This window comes from Thermoanaerobacter sp. RKWS2, assembly GCF_026240795.1.
Lineage (GTDB): Bacteria > Bacillota > Thermoanaerobacteria > Thermoanaerobacterales > Thermoanaerobacteraceae > Thermoanaerobacter > Thermoanaerobacter ethanolicus.
Genome location: NZ_CP110888.1, coordinates 2,773,578 through 2,792,879 on the forward strand (window position 1 = coordinate 2,773,578; position 19,302 = coordinate 2,792,879).

Consider the following 19,302-nt stretch of genomic DNA (forward strand, 5'->3'; position numbering starts at 1 on the left):
ATCGTTATTTTTCTCTTTGTGCTACTGTCGCTGCTTGTTGGAGAGGATCCCACACTGAGTTATATGGAGGTGCATAGGCAAGGTCCAAGGCCTGAAGGTCATCAATTGTCATACCATGGAAAAGCGCTGTAGCAAGAACATCAATTCGCTTGTCTACCCCAGCACCTCCTGCAATTTGTCCTCCTAAAAGCTTGCGGTTGTCTTTATTAAAGTGGAGACGAATAGTCAAAACTTCATCTTCCCAGGGATAATAATGACTTATAGGTCTTGCCTTAATAGAAACAGTCTGATATGGAAGACCTAAAGCTTGGCATTCCCTTTCCCCTAAACCGCTTCTTGCAATCGTCCTATCAAAAACCTTCACAATCGCTGTACCGACAATACCTGCAAATTTTGCATCTCCGCCCGCCATGTTAATTCCAGCAATTCGCCCTTGTTTATTAGCCGTTGTCCCTAATGGCACATAATCTGGCGCATTTTTTATGCGATGAAAATGAGTAGCGCAATCCCCCGCGGCAAAAATATCTGGAATATTTGTTTGTAGGCGTTCATTTACAAGAATCGCATTTCGAGGGCCTAACTCTATACCAGCTTCTCTGGCAAGCTCACTAACTGGGCGAACTCCTATAGAAATAATGACTAAATCGGCTGGGAAAGAATCATTTTTTGTCACAACAGCCCGTACGCCTTTTTCATCTCCTTCTAACCCCACAACTTCTTCATTTAAATGAATTTCTACCCCATGCCTTTTAAGAACATCCTGTGCAATTTCAGCAATAACTGAATCAAAAGTTGGTATAAGTTGGGGTGCTAGATCTAAAACAGTTACTTTGAAACCTCTATTATGTAAGGCTTCTGCTGTTTCTAAACCAATATATCCCCCACCAATTACCACTGCTTTATTAGGAGTATGAGTTTCAAGCCAAGACAAGAGCTTTTCTGCATCTCCCATTGTCTTCAAAGTAAAAACTCCAGGCAAATTTCTACCTTCCCATGGCGGTACAATCGCTGCACTTCCTGTCCCAATTAAAAGCACATCATAAGGCACTGTAATTTCATCTTTTTCTTCCCGGCGATATACGCGAATCTGCTTCTTTTGAGGTATAATCTGTGTAACCTCATGATAAAGCTTTACATCGATATTATAGCGAGTGTAAAACTCTTCAGCTGTTCGCGCAATAAGCTTTTTCCTTTCAGCTACTACTCCCCCTATCCAGTAGGGAAGGCCACATTGAGCATAAGAAATGACCCCCTCTTTTTCAAAGACAAGAATTTCTCCTTCAGGGTCCTGTCTTCTAATTTGAGAAGCTGCACTCATTCCAGCAGCATCGCCGCCAACAATTACATAACGCTTGGCCATTTTTTCTCCTCCTTTTTTGCACTTATGTCCATATTTACATTATACTCTTACCTGCTTATTTTTTCAAACCAAAAGCTTCTTGAAGTTTAATTTACCCACTTTGATAACATTTCAATCTTTTTTAATACCCTCTCTTTTTCTTCCCCTTCTAAAATAACCGGTTTATAGTCATTCCTATCTTTTTGTGAAGAAATAGAAACAGGTATTATGTTCATCTCTACTTTTGCTATTTCTCTTTTGTCATTAAAAAGAAAAATTTGTTGTAAAATTATAGAATCCTTATCTTTTGGATTTCTATTACCTCCGAAAGAAAAATTCCCAAGAGAATATGCAATATACCTATCTTTATACTTCTCTATTCCCTGTAACACATGGGGATGATGACCAATTACTAAGTCTGCCCCTTCATCTATTACAAAATGCCCTAAATCCCTTTGAATCTTATTTGGATAGTATCTATTTTCTTCCCCCCAGTGAAAACTGACAATCAAAATATCTACACTGGGCCTCAACTTCTCAATATCTTTTTTAATTTGATTTTTAGTCCATTTGCTATTGTCAAAACCTGTATACCCTAATATTCCAATTTTTATCCCTTTTACAGTCATAATATACTGATACCCATATCCAAAATACCCAATTCCTTCTTTCTTTAAGGCTTTTACAGTGTCTTCAAAGCCTTCTTTCAAATAATCAAAAGTGTGATTATTAGCCAAATTCACAACTTCAATGCTTCCTTCTTTCAAAATCTTGGCATAGGAAGGGTCCCCTTTAAAAGCATACTCCTTTTCAGCCCGCTTGGTTGCATTAGTAAGAGTTGTCTCTAAATTGGCGATGGTCAAATCATCCTTTTCTAATACACTCTTTACATTTTCAAAAAAATATCCATAGTCATAATTATGTTTTTTAAATTCTTCATCAAAAGTGCCATATTTCCCATAAGACTCATCTGAACCTAAAACGCAATCCCCTACTGCACTTATGACTATTTTTGTATAATTATCTTCCTTATGAACATCTTCTTGAGGAAGACTTTGTGGCTTTTCTTCCACAATAAATTCCTTTAAAAGAGTTTCCGAAATCCCCAGATTTACTGCCTTTAATGGAATAGCAATTATTGCCATTATGAGAAAAACAAAAACTAAAATTTTAGTCACCGTTTTTCCTTTCATATCCACTGCCCTCTTCTTAACATTCTGTAACAATTTTACACATTCATACAAAATAAATCAATATAAAAAGGAAACCACTTATTGTGGTCTCCTTTGAAATAACTAATCTTCTAAACCTAAAACTTTTGTAAACTCTTCTTTTGCCTTTTCTAATAGAGATTTAGCTTCTTCAAAAGTTTCCATATTCATAACCATAAAGTAAAACTTCACTTTTGGCTCTGTCCCTGAAGGCCTTGCATAGACCAAAAGCTTATCTCCAAACTCCATCCTCAAAACATCTGAAGGCGGAATTTGTCCATGTCCTTTTAAATAATCTATCATCCCTGTCAGTTTATGTCCCGCAAGATTTTCAATAGGATTTTCCCTCAACCTTTTCATTATTCTCTTTATCTTTTCTACTCCTGCTCCCCCTTCATACACAGGAGAAAGCTGCCCTTCAAGATAATACCCGTATTTTTTATAAATCTCTTCTAAAGCGTCCACCAAAGTCATGCCCTTTTGCTTGTAATAAGCTGCCATTTCACAAGTCACCATTATTGGAGTCCCAGAATCTTTATCGTAAACAAAATCACCTATATTGTATCCATAGCTTTCCTCATAAGCAAAAAACACTGTCTTGCCTTCTGCTCTCAATCTGTCAGCCTCATTGCAAATCCACTTAAATCCAGTCAACACTTCAGAAACCTCAACCCCATGAGCCTTTGCAATTTTAGCAAACAACTTTGAAGAAACAATGGACTCTATAACTGCTGGATTTTTAGGCATGCCCTTTTTTGAATACATCTCCAACAAGAAATTCAAAAAAAGTATCCCCATTTGATTGCCATCTATTCTCACATAATCTCCCTTATGCTTCACTAATACTCCCATCCTGTCTGCGTCAGGGTCAGAAGCTACAACTATATCTGCATCAAGCCTTTTCGCATCATCTAAAGCTAACTTAAAGGCGTCATCAAATTCGGGATTAGGATAATTTACTGTAGGAAAATTTCCATCAGGTACTTGCTGCTCTTTTTGAATGTAAATATCAAAACCCACTTTCTCAAGCAGTGGTGGCACTATCTTTATGCCTGTTCCGTGAAGCGGTGTATAGACAATATTTAAATCTTTTGAAGAAATTCCAAAAGAATAAGAAAGTGCTCTTTCAAAATATGCCAAATCAATTTCCTGACCCACCATTACAACAAGCCCTTTTTTCTTTGCCTCTTCAAAAGGCATCCTCTTTATTTCACCAAAAGATTTTATTTCCTCATATTCTTTTATAATCCCCTCATCATGAGGCGGTATCACCTGCGCTCCATTTGACCAATATACCTTGTAACCATTGTACTCTAGAGGATTATGACTTGCAGTAATCATTATACCTGCTGTTGTCTTTAAATACCTAACAGCAAATGACAAAAGAGGAGTTGGTCTAAAGTCGTCAAACAAATACACCTTTATGCCATTTGCAGCAAGAATTTCTGCCGATTCAATTGCAAAATCCTTAGAAAAATTCCTTGTATCATAAGAAATAGCAACACTTTTTTCTCCTCGTACCGTCTTATTTATGTAATTGGCAAAAGCTTGTGTTGCTCTACCTACAGTGTAAAAATTCATCCTATTTGCTCCAAGCCCTATAACGCCCCGCATACCTGCTGTGCCAAATTCCAGGTCTTTAAAAAAAGCATCCTGTATTTCAGATTCATTCATTTTCCTTAAAACTTCTTTATCCTTCTCTGAAATTGAAGGGTCATTTAACCATGCTTGATACCTCTCCATTGTTTCCTTCTCCATCTCATCCACGCCTTTCCTACTACCTATTTTTTGTACTTCTATTTTAACCAATTTAAATTTTATTGTCTACAATTTATAAAAAAACTGATACTCAAAGCTGAGTATCAGCGAAAATGTCAAGTTTTGTAAATTTATTTTTCTAATTCCTCTGTTAATTTAATTATCTCATCTATTATACTGCCAATATACTGGATTGTATCCAATAACGGCTTTTCTGTTGTTATATCTACTCCCGCCATTTTCGCCAGTTCTACTGGTGTCTTTGTACCGCCAGCTTTTAATACCTCTTTCCAATCTTCCAATGCCTTTTGCCCTTCCTCTAAATATCTCTTGTTCACTTGGGTGGCTATAGTAAGCCCTGCACTGTAAGTGTAAGGGTAAAGTCCCATATAATAATGAGGCTGTCTCATCCAAGTGAGTTCTGCTCCTTCGTTTATTTTAACAGCATCTCCCCAGAACTTTTCCAGAACTTCTCTTTTAATCTTATTCAAAGTGGGAGCAGTAACAGACCCTCCCTCATCAATTATCCTGTACACTTCTCTTTGATAAGCTGCTTCTAAAAGGTGCGTCACAAAATTGTGGTAATATGTCCTGGAAATCAAAGTAGAGAGCACCCATCTCTTCATTCTCTTATCATTGCTATTTTTCTGCATCAAATAATTAGCCATGAGAAGCTCATTCATTGTGGATGGCGCTTCTATAAAGTAAAGGGATGGCCTTGAATCAAAAATATTTTGATGCTGATGTGCCAAGTAAAAATGCCCAGCATGCCCCAGCTCATGCGCTAGGACAAACACTTCTCTCATTTTATCCGCCCAGTTTATCAAAACGTACGGGTGAGCACCGTAAGGTGTGGCACAAAAAGCACCTGTAGCCTTTCCTCTATTTTCCGCAAAATCTATCCATCTCTCGCTAAAAGCTCTTCTTATCATCTCCCTGTAATCTTCGCCGAAAACTGAAAGCCCCTCTTCTATGTACCTTTTTGCCTCTTCAATTGTCACTTCTGGCTCAAAATCAGGGTCTACTTCCAGCTTCAAATCGGCAAAAGTCATCTCATCTAACCCGTGTATTCTTTGAAGAAGTTTAGCAAATTTTCTTATATGAGGTGCAAGATTTTCCATTATAAGGTCAATCTGCCTCTCGTACATATCCCTTTCCACTTTCTGAGGGAAAAGCAAGCTATCAATGACAGAATCAAACCCCCTCAAAGTGGCTATAATCTTCTCTTTCTGCACCTGTGCCTGGTAAACAGCTGCTATAGTGTGCTGATATTCCTTTAATTTTCTGTAAAAAGCTTCAAAGGCAGCTCTTCTGACTTTCGCATCTTTCTCATACTCCCATTTAGTCTCAAATAGTGAAAAGCTCAAAGGGTATTCCTTGTCTTCAACCTTAAAAGTTCCAAAATCCATATCTGCCAATTTTGCCATATTGTAAATATCTTCAAAAACTTCTAAAACAGGAGATAAAGCAGACAAAGCCTTTTCAACTTCGGGATGAAGGGCATGTTTTTTCTTCCTTAAAATTTCTTTCAGATAATTTGCATTTTCCTTCGACCCTTCTATCGCTTTATTTATCACCTCTTCTTCCTGCTGTATAATCTCAGATTCCACAAAACTTATGCGGCTCTCAATATTTGATGCGACATTTCTAAACTTCATCTGCCTCTGAAGATTTTCTGTATTGGTCTGGTCAACTGCCACAGCTAGATAAGCATAGCTACCTGCCAGTGTAAGAAGCTCTGCTATACTTCTTAACTTGTCCAGGCACTTATTAATATTTTCCGGAGTTGTGAGCTTACCTTTAAATTCTTCTTCAAGCTCTTTTGTAAGCTCTTCCGTTTTTTTAACTGTCGCTTCATACTCTTCTTCTGTCTTGAAAATACCCGACAAATCCCAAGTCAGCCTTTCATCAACATCCTTTCTATCCAACAAATGTGTACTCAAAAAAATACCCCCCTTTAATTTTTGGTAATTATATGATACCCCCTCAAAAAAATAAAATCAACCCGAATTGATTCTGCATTGATTTCCTTTTTTTGTATTTAGTTTTGTTTTCTTATTTACATTTTTGTGCAACAAATAATAAATGATTACTTGCTCCGAAAAACTCTGGCTTTTCGCTATAATAAAAATGGAAATTAAGCCACAATTGATAACTCTCATCATCCATGTTGTTTATTTTATCCGCTAATAATTCACTTAAACCATCGGTTGCAATTTCAGCCACAATTGTCAATCCGGAGTTTTTAAGTAATTCTCTTGCTTGTTGGACTGTTATAAATACAAAAGGAAAATCTCTTACCTTAAAAGTCTTGCGGTCATAATTACCTTTCCTTAAATAATCAGGTTGATAACACATGGTTTCTGTAACAATAACCATATCATTATTAATAAACGCAAAAAGCATCATTCCATCATCTTTACATACCCGTTTTACTTCCTCTATACATTTCAATCGATTCCCTATATCTTCTAAATGATACAATGGGCCAAGACATAACACAATATCATAGCTATTATTTTCGAATCTAGAAAGATCTAAAGCATTACCTTGAAATATGTCAAGTTTCATATATGGCTTTTTCTTTTCTTTAATACGTTTTACATGTTTTTCAACCAAATCTACCGCAGTCACTTGATAACCCTTTTCTGCAAAATACAAAGAATATTCTCCAGTGCCTGCTCCTAAGTCTAAAATTTTCATTCCCGGTTTCAAATATTTTTCAATTTGTCTTACTGTAGTTAAAAATTCAATTCTTGAAGCTTTTGAAGATAACCTGAAATCTTCATCAAAGATTTCATAAAGAGCTGAAATTCTCTCTTCTTCACTTTCTATTTTTAGTAAGTCTTCCATTTTCATTTATCATTACCCCCATTAAATGGATAGTTTCATGAATCTTATGATTTTATTCTATCAACTCTACTCTCTTTATCAATAGGGAAATTACTTGATAATTTCATCAGCCAATATACCAATTCTTTCCCTGGATATTCCATTGTTTTACGTGTTAATTGTATTATACCTTTCCCTTATATGACATACATCCCGTCAAAGCTTATATGTGATGCTAATTTTGACATTGAAATAGTAAATAAAGGATTGTTTATTTCATTAGTTTGGGTGTTAATACTTGGTTTCATTGTTTTTTTACTCATGAAAAATGGATTAAAAAAATACACCTCTCATGGAGCGTTTGCTTTGATAGTAACAACTTCTGTTAGCCTTTGTAATCCAGCATATCCTACACCCAAAATAAAGAGAAATATTGGCCATCTTTGTCGAATAGAAACCTTCAAATATGTAAAGATAGTATATCCCCCATTAAATTTCAAAACACACATTTTATTTTCTTCTAAATTTTCTTTTTTACTTATTCTATTTCCTATATTATACAAAATAAAGAAAACAATTTTAACCCGATTTAAATCGGGGTTTGATGTAAAAAAATGGATATGCGCATAAAAAAATAAGCCCACATAAAAGGGGTTATTTAAACTAGCTTACCACTGATAAAACTACACTCGCAGGTGTGAAAATCTCATCAAAAGTACCTATTTTTATTACTTCTCCATCCTCTACAAAAATTATCTTGTCATATTTTCTCAACACCTCTTCAGAAGTATTATGAGTAATTACCAATGCTGTCAAACCTTCTATGCTTAAAATAGAATCTTCTATGCTGGAGGCTGTCTTTTTATCCAGTGAAGAAGTAGGTTCATCTGAAACCAAAATAGGTGTGCCCTTAATTAGTGCCCTCGCAATACTTATTCTCTGCCTTTCTCCACCTGATAAATTGCTTCCTTTCTCTCCTACTTCAGTGTTTTCTTTTTCAGGTAGTTTCTCTATAAATTCCTTTAAACCAGAGAGAGAAATTGCTCTCTCTATAATTTTTTCATCATACTCTTTAAAAAGAGTTATATTGTTTTTTATACTAGTATCAAACATAAACACATTTTGATGTATTACAGATATTAAATTATTGTACAAATCTTCTGTTTTTATCTTCCTTATATCTATACCGTCAATTAAGATTTTACCCTCAAAATTGTTATAGTATTTCAAAAGAAGTTTTAGTATTGTAGATTTTCCGCTGCCACTTGGACCAATAATTGCACATTTTTCTCCTCTTTTTACTGTAAAAGATACATTCTTTAAAACTGGTTCTTTTCTGCTATCATAAGAAAAACTAACATTGTCAAACACTATTGCATCATTAAAGTCTTCCTTTGAAACAAATTCCTCTTTTCCGTCTTTCTTGTCCTGCATAATATCTATTATTTTCTGCTGTATTGACTCTGTTCCTTTTAAAGCATTTACTTTTTCTATAATTCCTATCATCGGATTTACAATGTTATTCATCAATTGTACTGCAGCTATCATCAATCCCGGTTCTATAACATGCTTTATCACAAGATAGGCTCCAACGCCCAGTGAAACAAAAAACATTAAAGATCCAAAAAATTCCGTCAAAGCATTTGCTAAAGCAAGTATTTTTTCAAAGAAAAATCTAGTGTCTTCTACTTTTTTGTTGTATTTCTGATACTGTTTCTCCACCAATTTTTCCACATTAAAACTTTTGACTATTTCAAAGCCAGACAATATGTCATTTGTCTGCACTGTCAAATCAGATAAACTATCAGAAAAATCTTTTTTAGCTTTACTTATTTTCTCCCTAAAAAGATAAGGAATAACTATGAGAAAAATATTTATGACAAAAACTCCTACAGCAATGTAAACATTTAATTTAAAAATCGCCACAGTAGCGATTATAAAAGAAAATATTTGCTCTAACATTATCAGTATATTCTTAAAATAATCCTGTTCAAGTATTGTGATATCATTATTCAAAGTAGAAATATACGCAGCACTATTGCCCTTTTGAAACTGGTCTATTTCTCTATTTATGACTTTAGAAAATATGTCATTTTTTAAATTGTAAAGCATTTGTCTTACATAGTTCGCCCTTAAAACTCTCAAAAAATACCATACAATGAGTACTCCAATTAAATACAATACAAAAATTATACTGGTTCTATAAAGGCTTTCCATATTATATTGTACAGCTGCATCTACAAAACTTCCCAAAATAAATGCCACCATAACAGTTAATATACTTTCTGCCAATGTGAAAATTATATTTGCTGTAAGTAGTAACTTATGCTTAAAAAAATACTCCCTCATTCTCTCACCTCCCTAAAGCCTCTACTAATACAAATCCCATTCCAACTCCTAAAAACAGACCACCCATGAAATGTCCAAGAAGTATCCCTAAACCTGTACCAATAAATAAGCATCCTACAAAAATTTTGCCTTTCTTTATAAATCCCAAAGTATCCCCCCTATTTTTCTTAAACTAATCAACACTAATCTTAAATAATACAAATTTAAAATTAATTTTTTTTATTTTTGTTGCTTTAATAATAACATTATTTAAATTCCAGTAAAATTTATTAAATCACGAAAAACGGCCTTTATTTCGCATTTAATGAATTTGGCTTATGAATTCTCTAAATTTTAAAGTTTTATTCCTTTTTTCTGTGTAAATTAAAAAAAGCATAGAGTAAAAGCTCTGCAGTTTACTCTATGCTTACTTCTTTTCCAATACCATTGCCTTTTTAAAGGGTATGCTGGAAATTAAAGCAGTAATCAAAGATAAGAAAAGTGCAGCATTAAGGCCCATTCTGTCACTTAAGATTCCAAATAAATAAGTGCATAGAATTGTCGAAACACTAATAAACAGACTGTATATTGATATAATCGTAGCACGCTCTGAAGATGGTATTAATTTATTAAAATATGGCATAAAAATTGGTGTATGAGCTGAATATATCACTGTATAAATAATATAAGGTATAAATGAATAGCTTGGAATTACATACATCATAAATATAAACAATGCCGAGATAATACTTATAATCATTAATGTCCGAAGTAACCCGCCAAATTTTTCAGCTATTCTGTCAGCATAGCGTGGGACAATAATGCTAAGTATCATGGTTAACGCTAATATGACTCCAAACCATTCTACAGGTATACCTGCTTTTTCAAAATAGGGCTGCCACAACATTGACAAAATTCCCGAAGAAAAAAAGAAGAAAAATGCTCCAATTGTAATAGATAATAAAATCCGATGCTTAAATAGATATCCAGTTCCTTTAGAAATTTTACTAAAATATTCTCTATAACTGTATTCTACCTCTTTTTTCTGTGATTTATCTTTTTTGCCTGTTAAAAATACGTAAATAAAAACCAGAAAAATTCCTATACCTTCTATTAGCCAAATTTCTCTGAAGATGTTATAGCGTACTAAAATACTCCCTCCTAAAAAACCCATTGTGCTTCCCAAGTAATTATAACTTGTAAGACGTCCCCAGTATTTTGTAAGGTCTACGTCTTTTTCACTAAAAAGAATCGAATCAGCAAACCAAGATTCAAAGGCCCCAGAGTTGAGGGTAGCTCCAACCCCTGATAAAAAATAGAGAAATAATAAAACTGCAAAAGAGGTATTAAAGTATATACCGATAGAAGTCAAACTGCCAATCAACAAAGATAAAAGAACAGAAAATTTTCGACTATATGTATCCGCAAGAGCTTAAAAACAGACAGGTCCCTGTCCCCTTGTCTTTTGAACATTTTCATGTTTTACTGTGGGTGTTTCTTTACACCACAAATATTCCTTCTTCCCTCACTGGCTCCTCTACTTTATCCAACTTCTCTATATTAAATAAACTGTAAAAATATCCTTTCCTATCTAATAGCTCATCAAATTTCCCACTCTCTATTACTTTCCCATCTTTTAATACTATTATCTCATCATATTTCTTCAGTAACTCACTCCATAATCTGTGTGTCACTACTATTGCTGTTATATCTTTCATCTCCAATATCGTTTTCTCTATTAAATAGGCTGTCTCATTGTCTAACGCTGCTGTCGCCTCATCTAACGCCAAAATCGATGCATTTGTTATTATTGACCTGGCTACCGCTATCCTCTGCCTCTCCCCTCCTGATAATAATTTACCTCCTTCCCCTACATCACTGTATATCCCCTCTGGCAATTTCTCTAACAATGGCCCTAACCCCGCTATCTTTGCTGCTCTTATTACTTCTTCATCTGTGTATTTGTCATTAAAAAGAGTTATGTTGTCTTTTACTGTGCCGTCAAATATGAATACATTTTGATGTAATAACGTAATTATTTTGAACAAGTCTTTCTTATCTATTTGCCTTAATTCAATCCCATCTAATAATATCTTCCCTTCATAGTTTTCATATTGTTTTAACAATAATTTCAGTATAGTCGATTTTCCTGCCCCACTTGTTCCTACTAAAGCGTATTTTCCACCTTTTTTGATTGCAGACAAAGGGACAGGGACTTGTCTTTTGTCTAAATTCTTTCATCTAAATAAATGAAGATATTTAGAAGTAAAATATGGAAATTTTCAAACAAAGAGAACCGTCCCTGCCGTTTGTTTACTCGTCAATTTTGTGTATTCCCTTTTATGGCCATAAATGCTATAATTATAAAAAACACTTAAACATTTTCATCCCCTCTGGTGGTGAAATTATGCTCTCTTCTATAGGCGATAAAATTAAAGCTTTGAGACTACAAAAAAATCTCTCACAAAGTGAATTGTGTGGAAATTTTATGAGTAGAGTGGTCTTGAGCAGAATTGAAAACGGGAAAGCACTCCCCTCATTAGAACAGTTAGCTTACCTCGCCGAAAAATTAGAAGTACCTGTAAGTTATTTCTTTAGTGATTCTACAGGAGAAAAATACATACTTTTTGAGAAAAATTCGTCTTTACTTAAAGACTTGTTTTTAGCCAAAGATTATTACGAAATTATTAAATGGTCCGAGGAAAATCACAATGCTTTTTGTGAAGTAGAAGATTCTAATAAATACTACTATCTTGGCATGTCTTATTTTTACTCCAATATCTTTGATAAAGCTTTAAAAATTTTGAAAAAATATATAAATGCTTTTACTAAATCAAGCACAGACTTTAAAAGGGAAAATATAGAAAAATTTTCTGATGCCTTAAACTCTCTTTTTAAAATAATGCTTAAAAATAAAAACTATGAAAAGGGAATTCATTACTTAGAGCTTGCAAGAAAGTATCTTTATCAATTTAATGCCTTGAGTTTACCTGTAAGTTTTGCAATACATAATAATTTAGCTTACACTTACCTCAAAACGTGTCAGTTCCAAAAAGTAGTAATTATATTGGAAAATTTCATTAATTACAATAATGATATTATAAGCCTTAAAATTATGCCAGATATATATACTTCTCTAAATATCGCCTATTACAACTTAGGAAATTATGAAAAAGCCCTTTACTATATAAAAAAAGCGATACTTTTATTTGAGTTTCAGGGCGATCATTTAGAAGCTGGAAAATGCTACCTGAACTATATAAATACCTTAAGGCACAGTAGCAAATTTAAAGAAGTCTTTGAAGTGCTTGAAAAAGCTAAGAATGATTACAAAGATGACGCTGAACTTTATCACAAGTTTAAAATTCAAGAGATGATTCTTTATTTTAATATCGGTATGTATGAAAAAGTTATTGAACTTTCAGAAAGCATTAATACTTCTTTACTCAGCATGAGAGGGAAAAAAGAGCTCGCTTTCATATTAGGTCATATAAAATACTTGAATAAAGAATTTGAGGAGGCTTATAGATTTCTTAAAAAATGCGAAAAATATTTTGCTGAAGAGAATTTTTACAATGACCTATCTGTTATCTATGAAGACTTATACGCAATTACAGGTGATGTTAATTATAGAGAAAAAGTATTGGCAGTAAAAAATAAATCAGGTAGGAAAAATGTAATTATAAAATAAGCAAATGTCCTGTATAGCAAAAAGCAGGAACCCTCCTCATAATAATGAGTTCCTCCTTTATATGAATCTCCTTATGGAAAAAACAGAGTATTATTTAGCTTTTACTAAATACCTTGAACATTTAAGAAAGCATATTTATACCACTAATATTATAGAAAGTAATATTATAGAAAGTGTCAATAGCCTGATCGAGAAAACCCGCATAAAAACAGGTGAATATTTCAATTCCGCTGAGGCCTTGAAATTAATATTTATCTCCAGAGAAAAAATTTAAAACAGACAAAAGGGAAAAAGCCGGTTCCAATGACAAATGGCCATATCTATGAAATACAACAACTTTTCCAGTTACGTTACTTTAACCAGACACAAAATTCTTGACAAATCTCCGAGTATACGCCTAGATTAAGAGGCCCTCAATCTATACCACAAATATTCCCCCTTCTTTCACTGGTTCCTCTACCTTATCCAGCTTCTCTATGTTAAATAAACTGTAAAAGTATCCTTTCCTCTCTATTAAATCGTCAAACTTGCCCCTCTCTACAATCCTACCATCTCTTAATACTATTATCTCATCATATTTCTTTAGTAGCTCACTCCACAACCTGTGTGTCACCACTATCGCCGTTATGTCCATCTCCAGTATCGTCTTCTCTATTAAATATGCCGTTTCATTGTCCAGTGCCGCTGTTGCCTCATCCAGTGCTAGTATTGACGCATTTGTTATTATTGACCTCGCTATCGCTATCCTCTGCCTCTCCCCTCCTGATAGAAGTTTTCCCCCTTCTCCTACATCGCTTAATATGTCCTCTGGCAATTTCTCTAACAATGGCCCTAATCCTGCTGTCTTCGCTGCTCTTATTACTTCTTCATCTGTGTATTTGTCATTAAATAGGGTTATGTTATCCTTTACTGTCCCGTCAAATATGAATACGTTCTGATGTAATAGCGTAATTATTTTGAATAAGTCTTTCTTGTCTATTCTCCTTAATTCTATCCCATCCAGTTTTATTTCTCCTTCATAGTTTTCATATTGTTTTAACAATAACTTGAGTATTGTGGATTTCCCTGCTCCACTCGTCCCTACTAATGCGTACTTTCCTCCTTTTTTGATTGTAAAGTTTATGTTATCCAAAGCTTTTGTCTCACCTGTGTAGCTAAAAGATACATTTTTAAATTCTATTGAATCGTTAAAAGATTTTACTGGTATATAATTATCCCCCTCTTCCTTTTCCTGTAATACTTCATTTATCTTCTGTGATATGCTCTTTAAGGCGAGTATCCTATTGAGATTTTGACCCATACTGTATATTGGCATAATTATGCTATTGCTAAGCTGCACACAGGCAATCATTGTTCCTAAAGTCATCACTCCTTTTATGGTAAAGTACAAACCTACTGCAAATACAGAGAGGAAAATAAAACTACTTAAAATTTCAGACATAGTGTCAGAGGTATTTAAAAGTATGCTGTATTTAAGCTTTTTATCTTCCACATCTTCATTAACTTTTGAAAACTTCTCATGTACTTTATCCTCTATCCCGAAGCTCTTTATCACTTCAAGTCCTGTAAGAGTATCTTTAGATTCTATAGTAAAAAGTTCTAAGCTCTCAGAATAATCGTTTCTCATTTTAGCAATCTTATCATCAAAAATGCGAGGAATTATTACACTAAGAATTGCCATGAGTATTATCATCACAGTTATTTTGTAACTTAATATAAATAGAGAAATTAATGCAGCCACAAATCCTACTGCACTGCCTAAAAGCCTAAAGAAATTGTTAAAATAATCCTCTTCTACAATCTTTACATCATTTGAAATAATTGAAATGTACTTACCTGTATTAACTTCATTAAAATGTTCCACATCCTTTTTAATGATTGCTCTAAATAACCTGTCTTTTAGGTATATCAAAGTTTTTTTCATGTAATGAAATCGAGTTGTTCTATTTAACCATCCAACTACTGCTTCCAATATGGTAAACATTACTGCGAATTTGACAACAGAATAAAATTTCACCAAATCACGTGTAGTTGCTACATCTATGAGTTTTTTATAAATAAAAGCAAAGTAAATATTTATCAATACAGAAGCTACTAAGAAAAATACTGCAAGCACAAACTCTTTTTTGTACTTGAATAAAAATTCTCTCATACAGGTCTTTCTCTCCTTTTATATAATAGTTGACAATTTGTTTGTTTTCCCTTTACTTTCCCTTCTCTTGCCCATATAATATCTGGTAAGTGAAACAATTTCAACCCGAATTGATTCTGGGTGGTGTGTTAAAAAATTGAAATATATAGAAAAAAGTTATAGTTTACTATAAAATAGAAACATTGCTATTTTTAGTTTCTATAAGTTGCTCCTTAATAATTTCTCTGTAGATAGGACATGAACTGGGCAATTCTTCATGAGCTCCATTAGCGACAATTTTCCCTTTATCGAGCACATAAATTTCCTTGCACTGGAGAACTGTTGATAACCTATGGGAAATCACAATTAAATTTTGGACAATAGTTTTTATGTTTTTAAATATCATACTTTCTGTTTCAGTATCAACCCCTGATAAAGCTTCATCTAATACTAATAATGTTGGCTTCCTTAAAATTGCCCGCGCTAATGCTAAACGCTGCTTTTCCCCAGTAGACAAATAAAATCAAATCTATTTGCTCTTCTCATATATACACATGTTTTTTATATATGGCACTTCTATGCTACTTAAAATCAATCAAATTTAAAATTATATAAATTCTGAATTAATTTTTTTAAATTTATCTGCACTAATAATAACATTATTTAAATTTATAATAAAACTTATTAAAGTATCAAAAAACGCTTTTATCTTTCATTTAATCAATTTAACTCTCAATCCCTTTAATTCCCTCAATTTTTCTTTGTTTATCTGCATAAAATAAAAAGCAGAAAGTAAAATTTTATATTCTGCCCTTCTGCTAACTATATAACTATGGCTCTTCTTCTCTTCAATTGCACATCTTTCATATTTCCAGAAAATACACCAATCTAGATCTCTTACAGCCTATATTAGTGCACCTTTTAAACTATAAATATCTCTCTTTTTCGTTTCTCTGGTATTTCACACAAATTCTTTTTCATACAGTTTCTTCTACAGTCTCAATCTCTTCTTTCTCATCAATCCCATAATTATACATATAATAGAAATACCCTCTCTTCTCTAATAGCTCATCCAATGTGCCTCTTTCAATGATTTCTCCATCTCTCATTACAAATATTTCATCATACCTTTTAAGTATCTCTGGGTCTAACTTATGGGTTACAGCAAGCACTGTCGCATCTAAATTTATAAGCGTCCTCTCTATATCGCTCGCTGTAACTTTGTCTAAAGCTGCTGTAGCCTCATCTATCAGCAGTACTTCCGCTTTCTTGATTAGTGCTCTTGCAATTGCTATCCTCTGTCTCTCTCCTCCTGATAGCTCTACTTCCCCTTCTCCTACTATTGTATCGAGTTAAAAGCTTTTATTACTTCAAATCCCTGAGCCATCTCTTTTATCCTGTTGGTAAACCTCTCAAGTTTTTTAAGGTACTGTCCTTTTAGCTCTTGATTTATTTTTGTGAAAAGCTGAGGTACAATCACTGGAACCCAGCCAAAAATGAAAATGACTATAGTGAGATAAACGTTTATTCGAAGTATTAGATATAAAGACACGATAAATAGTAAAACGTCTTCCATAATGTTAATGAGACTTGTTAAGTAATTACTCTCTATCATTCTCACATCATTGCTAAGTAAAGATATCAATTCTGAACTTGTAATTTTTCTTCTTCTAGAATTTATGAAACTTTCTATGATGGATTGTTTGTAGTCTATTAATACTTTCTTGTTAAAAGCTGCTGAAGCTGCCTTTGACAAAGTTTCAGCTGTAAATACTGCTATTAAAAACCCTACTGAATACCATATTAAAGCAGAAATACTGTAATTTAAATTTCCAACTGATGTGTCAACAATTATTTTAAAAAGTATCGCCTGCAGGGCTTTAAGGGCTGATACAAAAATTACAAGTATAGCGTTTACCAGAATTAAAAACTTATACTTTAAGATGTATTTCTTTATCGTCTCCATTTATATAACCTCCCTGGAATAAAGTTGCAATATCAAATTAAACTTTCCCCTTTAAATTAAGACAATTCGTTTTTTATACAAGCTGAAATTGCGCCATATATGTCAGTATCCCAAACAAAAAAGTGAATATCATCAATAAAGCCACAACTTTTTCAATTTTATCCTAACATTCTTATCTCTCCCAGTAAAATAGCAAAAATGTCTATAAACTTTCCTGATATTTCATTTTGGTGAACTTATCCATACTTTCCTCCATTTTTCTCATTTTTTCATATATCGCCAGTGAAAAATTTTAATTTTGTAACTGTAAGTTACAATTTCAGCTACAACCCAAATGTAAAAGCCATTTATACTTATATTGACGTCTTCTTACACCAAACATTCCACCTTTTTAGAAATTCTATTTAAATCTATCACTTCATCCGCTATATTTAAAAACTCTTGATTATGAGTAACAATTAAAATTATTTTTTCCTTCTTGAGTGCTGTTAGCATAGATTTTAATTTCTCAATACTAACAACATCTAAGGCAGACGTGGGCTCATCTAACACTATAACATCTGGATCTTTTAAAAATGTCCTGGCAATCGCTATCTTTAATTTTTCTCCTCCTGAAATGTTGCTGGAGGCTTCATTTAGTTTTGTATTCAATCCTTCATGAAATTTATCTATATTTACATTTAAATCTTTTAGCAGTTTATCAATAGTTTTATAATCGTAAACCTCCACCCCATATATTAAGTTATTGATAATTGTGTCATTAACTAATTTTGGTTCCTGTTCAGTAACTCCAATAATTTTCCTTCTTATGTAATACATGTCTAGTTCCTTAAGTTCTATTGAATTGTAATATATCTCACCTGAATAGTAATTTACCAAAATACCAAGGATTACATTGATGAGAGTACTTTTGCCAGCTCCATTATCTCCAACAATGCAGTATATCTTTCCTTTTTTAAATTCATAATTGAAATCGTGTATAATTTTCTTAGAATTGTCATAAGCAAAGGAAACATTTCTAAGCTCAATAGTGTCTATCCCTTCTAATCTGATAGTACCATTTATCTCTTGGTGCTCATCTAATATTTGTCTTAATCTGTCATAGGAAACTAAAGCATCCTGATATGATTTACCCAAGTTTAAAAAATATCCAACACTTCCTATCATCATTGAAAAATAACTACTAATTATCGTAAAATCTCCTATTGTCAAATTACCATTTATTATTTCCATTCCGCCAACAAAAAATATTATTACCCTTGCAATAGTAGTCACCATTGAATTGCTGCTATTAAAAAGATAAGAAACTTTTGTATACCTTAGTAATGAATTAAACATTTTTTCAAATGCGCTATTTAATCTTTCTGTTTCTTCCTTAAAAGTGGCATTTAGTTTTATAACTTTTACATTTTGCAAATTATCATTCATTTTTGAAAAAATTCGTTCTGTTTTTCTTTTAATTCATAGCCTCGTATATATAGAGGTTTTCTAAACACAAAGTAAAGAAATATATATAAGGGAATTAAAGCCATTAATTCTAAAGTTAATTTGGCATTTATTCTCATGGAAATATAAGCCAAGAAAATAATAGTTAAAGCATTAGTAAGAATATCTAGCATATTGGCTAATACAAAAGAAACTACAGTATTGCTGTCAGAGTTTATTCTTTGATTTAGATATGCACTGTCTACTCCTTTAAAGTAAAGAATAGGCAATTTAGTTACATGGTCCAATACGTAAAAGTTTAAGTCTGTCATTGATTTGGTCTGAATTTTAACATAGGTATAGCTCACTATAAAAGAAGTGAATATAGTGGTTATGCCAATTAATATTATCTTTACTGTAAAATCGTAAATTACTTTGAAATCTTTACTTTGCAATAGAAGGTCAATATAATTACCTGTAATGTAAGGCACTATAATTGACATAAGCCAACCAATGATACTAAAAATCAGAAATACTATCAGGGAACCTTTGTACCTAAATATAAATTTTTTAACAAAGTTAAATATTTTCATATTGATCAACTCTCTTGCATTTTTTAGA

14 protein-coding genes and 3 pseudogenes are annotated in these 19,302 nt (G+C 32.9%); 2 read left to right on the forward strand and 15 right to left on the reverse strand.

What is annotated here, in order from left to right; translation table 11 throughout:
• Positions 1-4: 4 nt before the first annotated feature.
• From OEI98_RS14615 to OEI98_RS14660, 10 genes and pseudogenes are all read right to left on the reverse strand, one after another.
• Positions 5-1,360, reverse strand: a complete 1,356-nt coding sequence (locus OEI98_RS14615; RefSeq protein WP_003871187.1) for an FAD-dependent oxidoreductase — start codon at positions 1,358-1,360, stop codon at positions 5-7.
• A gap of 86 nt (positions 1,361-1,446) precedes the next feature.
• The gene (locus OEI98_RS14620; protein ID WP_003871188.1) at positions 1,447-2,532 is read right to left on the reverse strand and encodes a CapA family protein; all 1,086 of its coding nucleotides are present in this window, start codon (positions 2,530-2,532) and stop codon (positions 1,447-1,449) included.
• A 102-nt stretch (positions 2,533-2,634) separates the two neighbouring features.
• Positions 2,635-4,317, reverse strand: a complete 1,683-nt coding sequence (locus OEI98_RS14625; protein WP_323053825.1) for a phospho-sugar mutase — start codon at positions 4,315-4,317, stop codon at positions 2,635-2,637.
• Positions 4,318-4,439: 122 nt separating this feature from the next.
• Positions 4,440-6,251, reverse strand: a complete 1,812-nt coding sequence (gene pepF / locus OEI98_RS14630) for an oligoendopeptidase F (RefSeq protein WP_003871190.1) — start codon at positions 6,249-6,251, stop codon at positions 4,440-4,442.
• Positions 6,252-6,363: 112 nt separating this feature from the next.
• On the reverse strand, positions 6,364-7,167 hold the full coding sequence (locus OEI98_RS14635) for a class I SAM-dependent methyltransferase (protein WP_003871191.1): 804 nt from the start codon (positions 7,165-7,167) through the stop codon (positions 6,364-6,366).
• A gap of 323 nt (positions 7,168-7,490) precedes the next feature.
• Entirely contained in the window at positions 7,491-7,640 is a 150-nt protein-coding gene (locus OEI98_RS14640) for a hypothetical protein (protein WP_266038726.1), read from the reverse strand.
• A 163-nt stretch (positions 7,641-7,803) separates the two neighbouring features.
• The gene (locus tag OEI98_RS14645; RefSeq protein WP_003871193.1) at positions 7,804-9,489 is read right to left on the reverse strand and encodes an ABC transporter ATP-binding protein; all 1,686 of its coding nucleotides are present in this window, start codon (positions 9,487-9,489) and stop codon (positions 7,804-7,806) included.
• A gap of 4 nt (positions 9,490-9,493) precedes the next feature.
• Entirely contained in the window at positions 9,494-9,637 is a 144-nt protein-coding gene (locus OEI98_RS14650; RefSeq protein ID WP_003871194.1) for a hypothetical protein, read from the reverse strand.
• A 258-nt stretch (positions 9,638-9,895) separates the two neighbouring features.
• A pseudogene (locus OEI98_RS14655) lies at positions 9,896-10,885 on the reverse strand (MFS transporter); the annotation flags it as partial.
• 82 nt (positions 10,886-10,967) lie between these two features.
• Positions 10,968-11,672: an ATP-binding cassette domain-containing protein gene (locus tag OEI98_RS14660; RefSeq protein ID WP_003871196.1), complete on the reverse strand. Its 705-nt coding sequence runs from the start codon at positions 11,670-11,672 to the stop codon at positions 10,968-10,970.
• A 203-nt stretch (positions 11,673-11,875) separates the two neighbouring features.
• On the opposite strand from OEI98_RS14660, the gene OEI98_RS14665 reads away from it, so the two are divergent.
• Positions 11,876-13,159: a helix-turn-helix domain-containing protein gene (locus OEI98_RS14665; protein ID WP_266038730.1), complete on the forward strand. Its 1,284-nt coding sequence runs from the start codon at positions 11,876-11,878 to the stop codon at positions 13,157-13,159.
• Between the two features lie 55 nt (positions 13,160-13,214).
• Positions 13,215-13,537: pseudogene (locus tag OEI98_RS15435) on the forward strand (IS256 family transposase); the annotation flags it as partial.
• A gap of 40 nt (positions 13,538-13,577) precedes the next feature.
• Here OEI98_RS15435 and OEI98_RS14670 read toward each other — a convergent pair.
• From OEI98_RS14670 to OEI98_RS14695, 5 genes and pseudogenes are all read right to left on the reverse strand, one after another.
• Positions 13,578-15,311, reverse strand: a complete 1,734-nt coding sequence (locus tag OEI98_RS14670) for an ABC transporter ATP-binding protein (RefSeq protein WP_266038732.1) — start codon at positions 15,309-15,311, stop codon at positions 13,578-13,580.
• A gap of 166 nt (positions 15,312-15,477) precedes the next feature.
• Positions 15,478-15,807 (reverse strand): ATP-binding cassette domain-containing protein, encoded by a 330-nt coding sequence (locus OEI98_RS14675; RefSeq protein ID WP_004399565.1) that lies wholly within the window; start codon positions 15,805-15,807, stop codon positions 15,478-15,480.
• 460 nt (positions 15,808-16,267) lie between these two features.
• Positions 16,268-17,256, reverse strand: a pseudogene (locus OEI98_RS15200) (ABC transporter transmembrane domain-containing protein).
• Positions 17,257-17,625: 369 nt separating this feature from the next.
• A complete protein-coding gene (locus OEI98_RS14690) occupies positions 17,626-18,684 on the reverse strand; it encodes an ABC transporter ATP-binding protein (RefSeq protein WP_266038739.1) in 1,059 nt (352 codons plus the stop codon).
• Positions 18,681-19,274 carry an ABC transporter transmembrane domain-containing protein gene (locus tag OEI98_RS14695; RefSeq protein WP_266038741.1) on the reverse strand — a complete coding sequence of 198 codons (594 nt, stop codon included), beginning with the start codon at positions 19,272-19,274 and terminating at the stop codon, positions 18,681-18,683. Before OEI98_RS14695 ends, OEI98_RS14690 begins: the two co-directional genes overlap by 4 nt.
• Positions 19,275-19,302 lie beyond the last annotated feature (28 nt).

Bases quoted from the DNA above. Each gene is read 5' to 3' on its own strand.
- OEI98_RS14635 (WP_003871191.1), bottom strand. From the start codon at position 7,167: ATGAAAATGGAAGACTTACTAAAAATAGAAAGTGAAGAAGAGAGAATT.
- OEI98_RS14695 (WP_266038741.1), bottom strand. From the start codon at position 19,274: ATGAAAATATTTAACTTTGTTAAAAAATTTATATTTAGGTACAAAGGT.
- OEI98_RS14690 (WP_266038739.1), bottom strand. From the start codon at position 18,684: ATGAATGATAATTTGCAAAATGTAAAAGTTATAAAACTAAATGCCACT.
- OEI98_RS14670 (WP_266038732.1), bottom strand. From the start codon at position 15,311: ATGAGAGAATTTTTATTCAAGTACAAAAAAGAGTTTGTGCTTGCAGTA.
- OEI98_RS14620 (WP_003871188.1), bottom strand. From the start codon at position 2,532: ATGAAAGGAAAAACGGTGACTAAAATTTTAGTTTTTGTTTTTCTCATA.
- OEI98_RS14615 (WP_003871187.1), bottom strand. From the start codon at position 1,360: ATGGCCAAGCGTTATGTAATTGTTGGCGGCGATGCTGCTGGAATGAGT.
- OEI98_RS14645 (WP_003871193.1), bottom strand. From the start codon at position 9,489: ATGAGGGAGTATTTTTTTAAGCATAAGTTACTACTTACAGCAAATATA.
- OEI98_RS14665 (WP_266038730.1), top strand. From the start codon at position 11,876: ATGCTCTCTTCTATAGGCGATAAAATTAAAGCTTTGAGACTACAAAAA.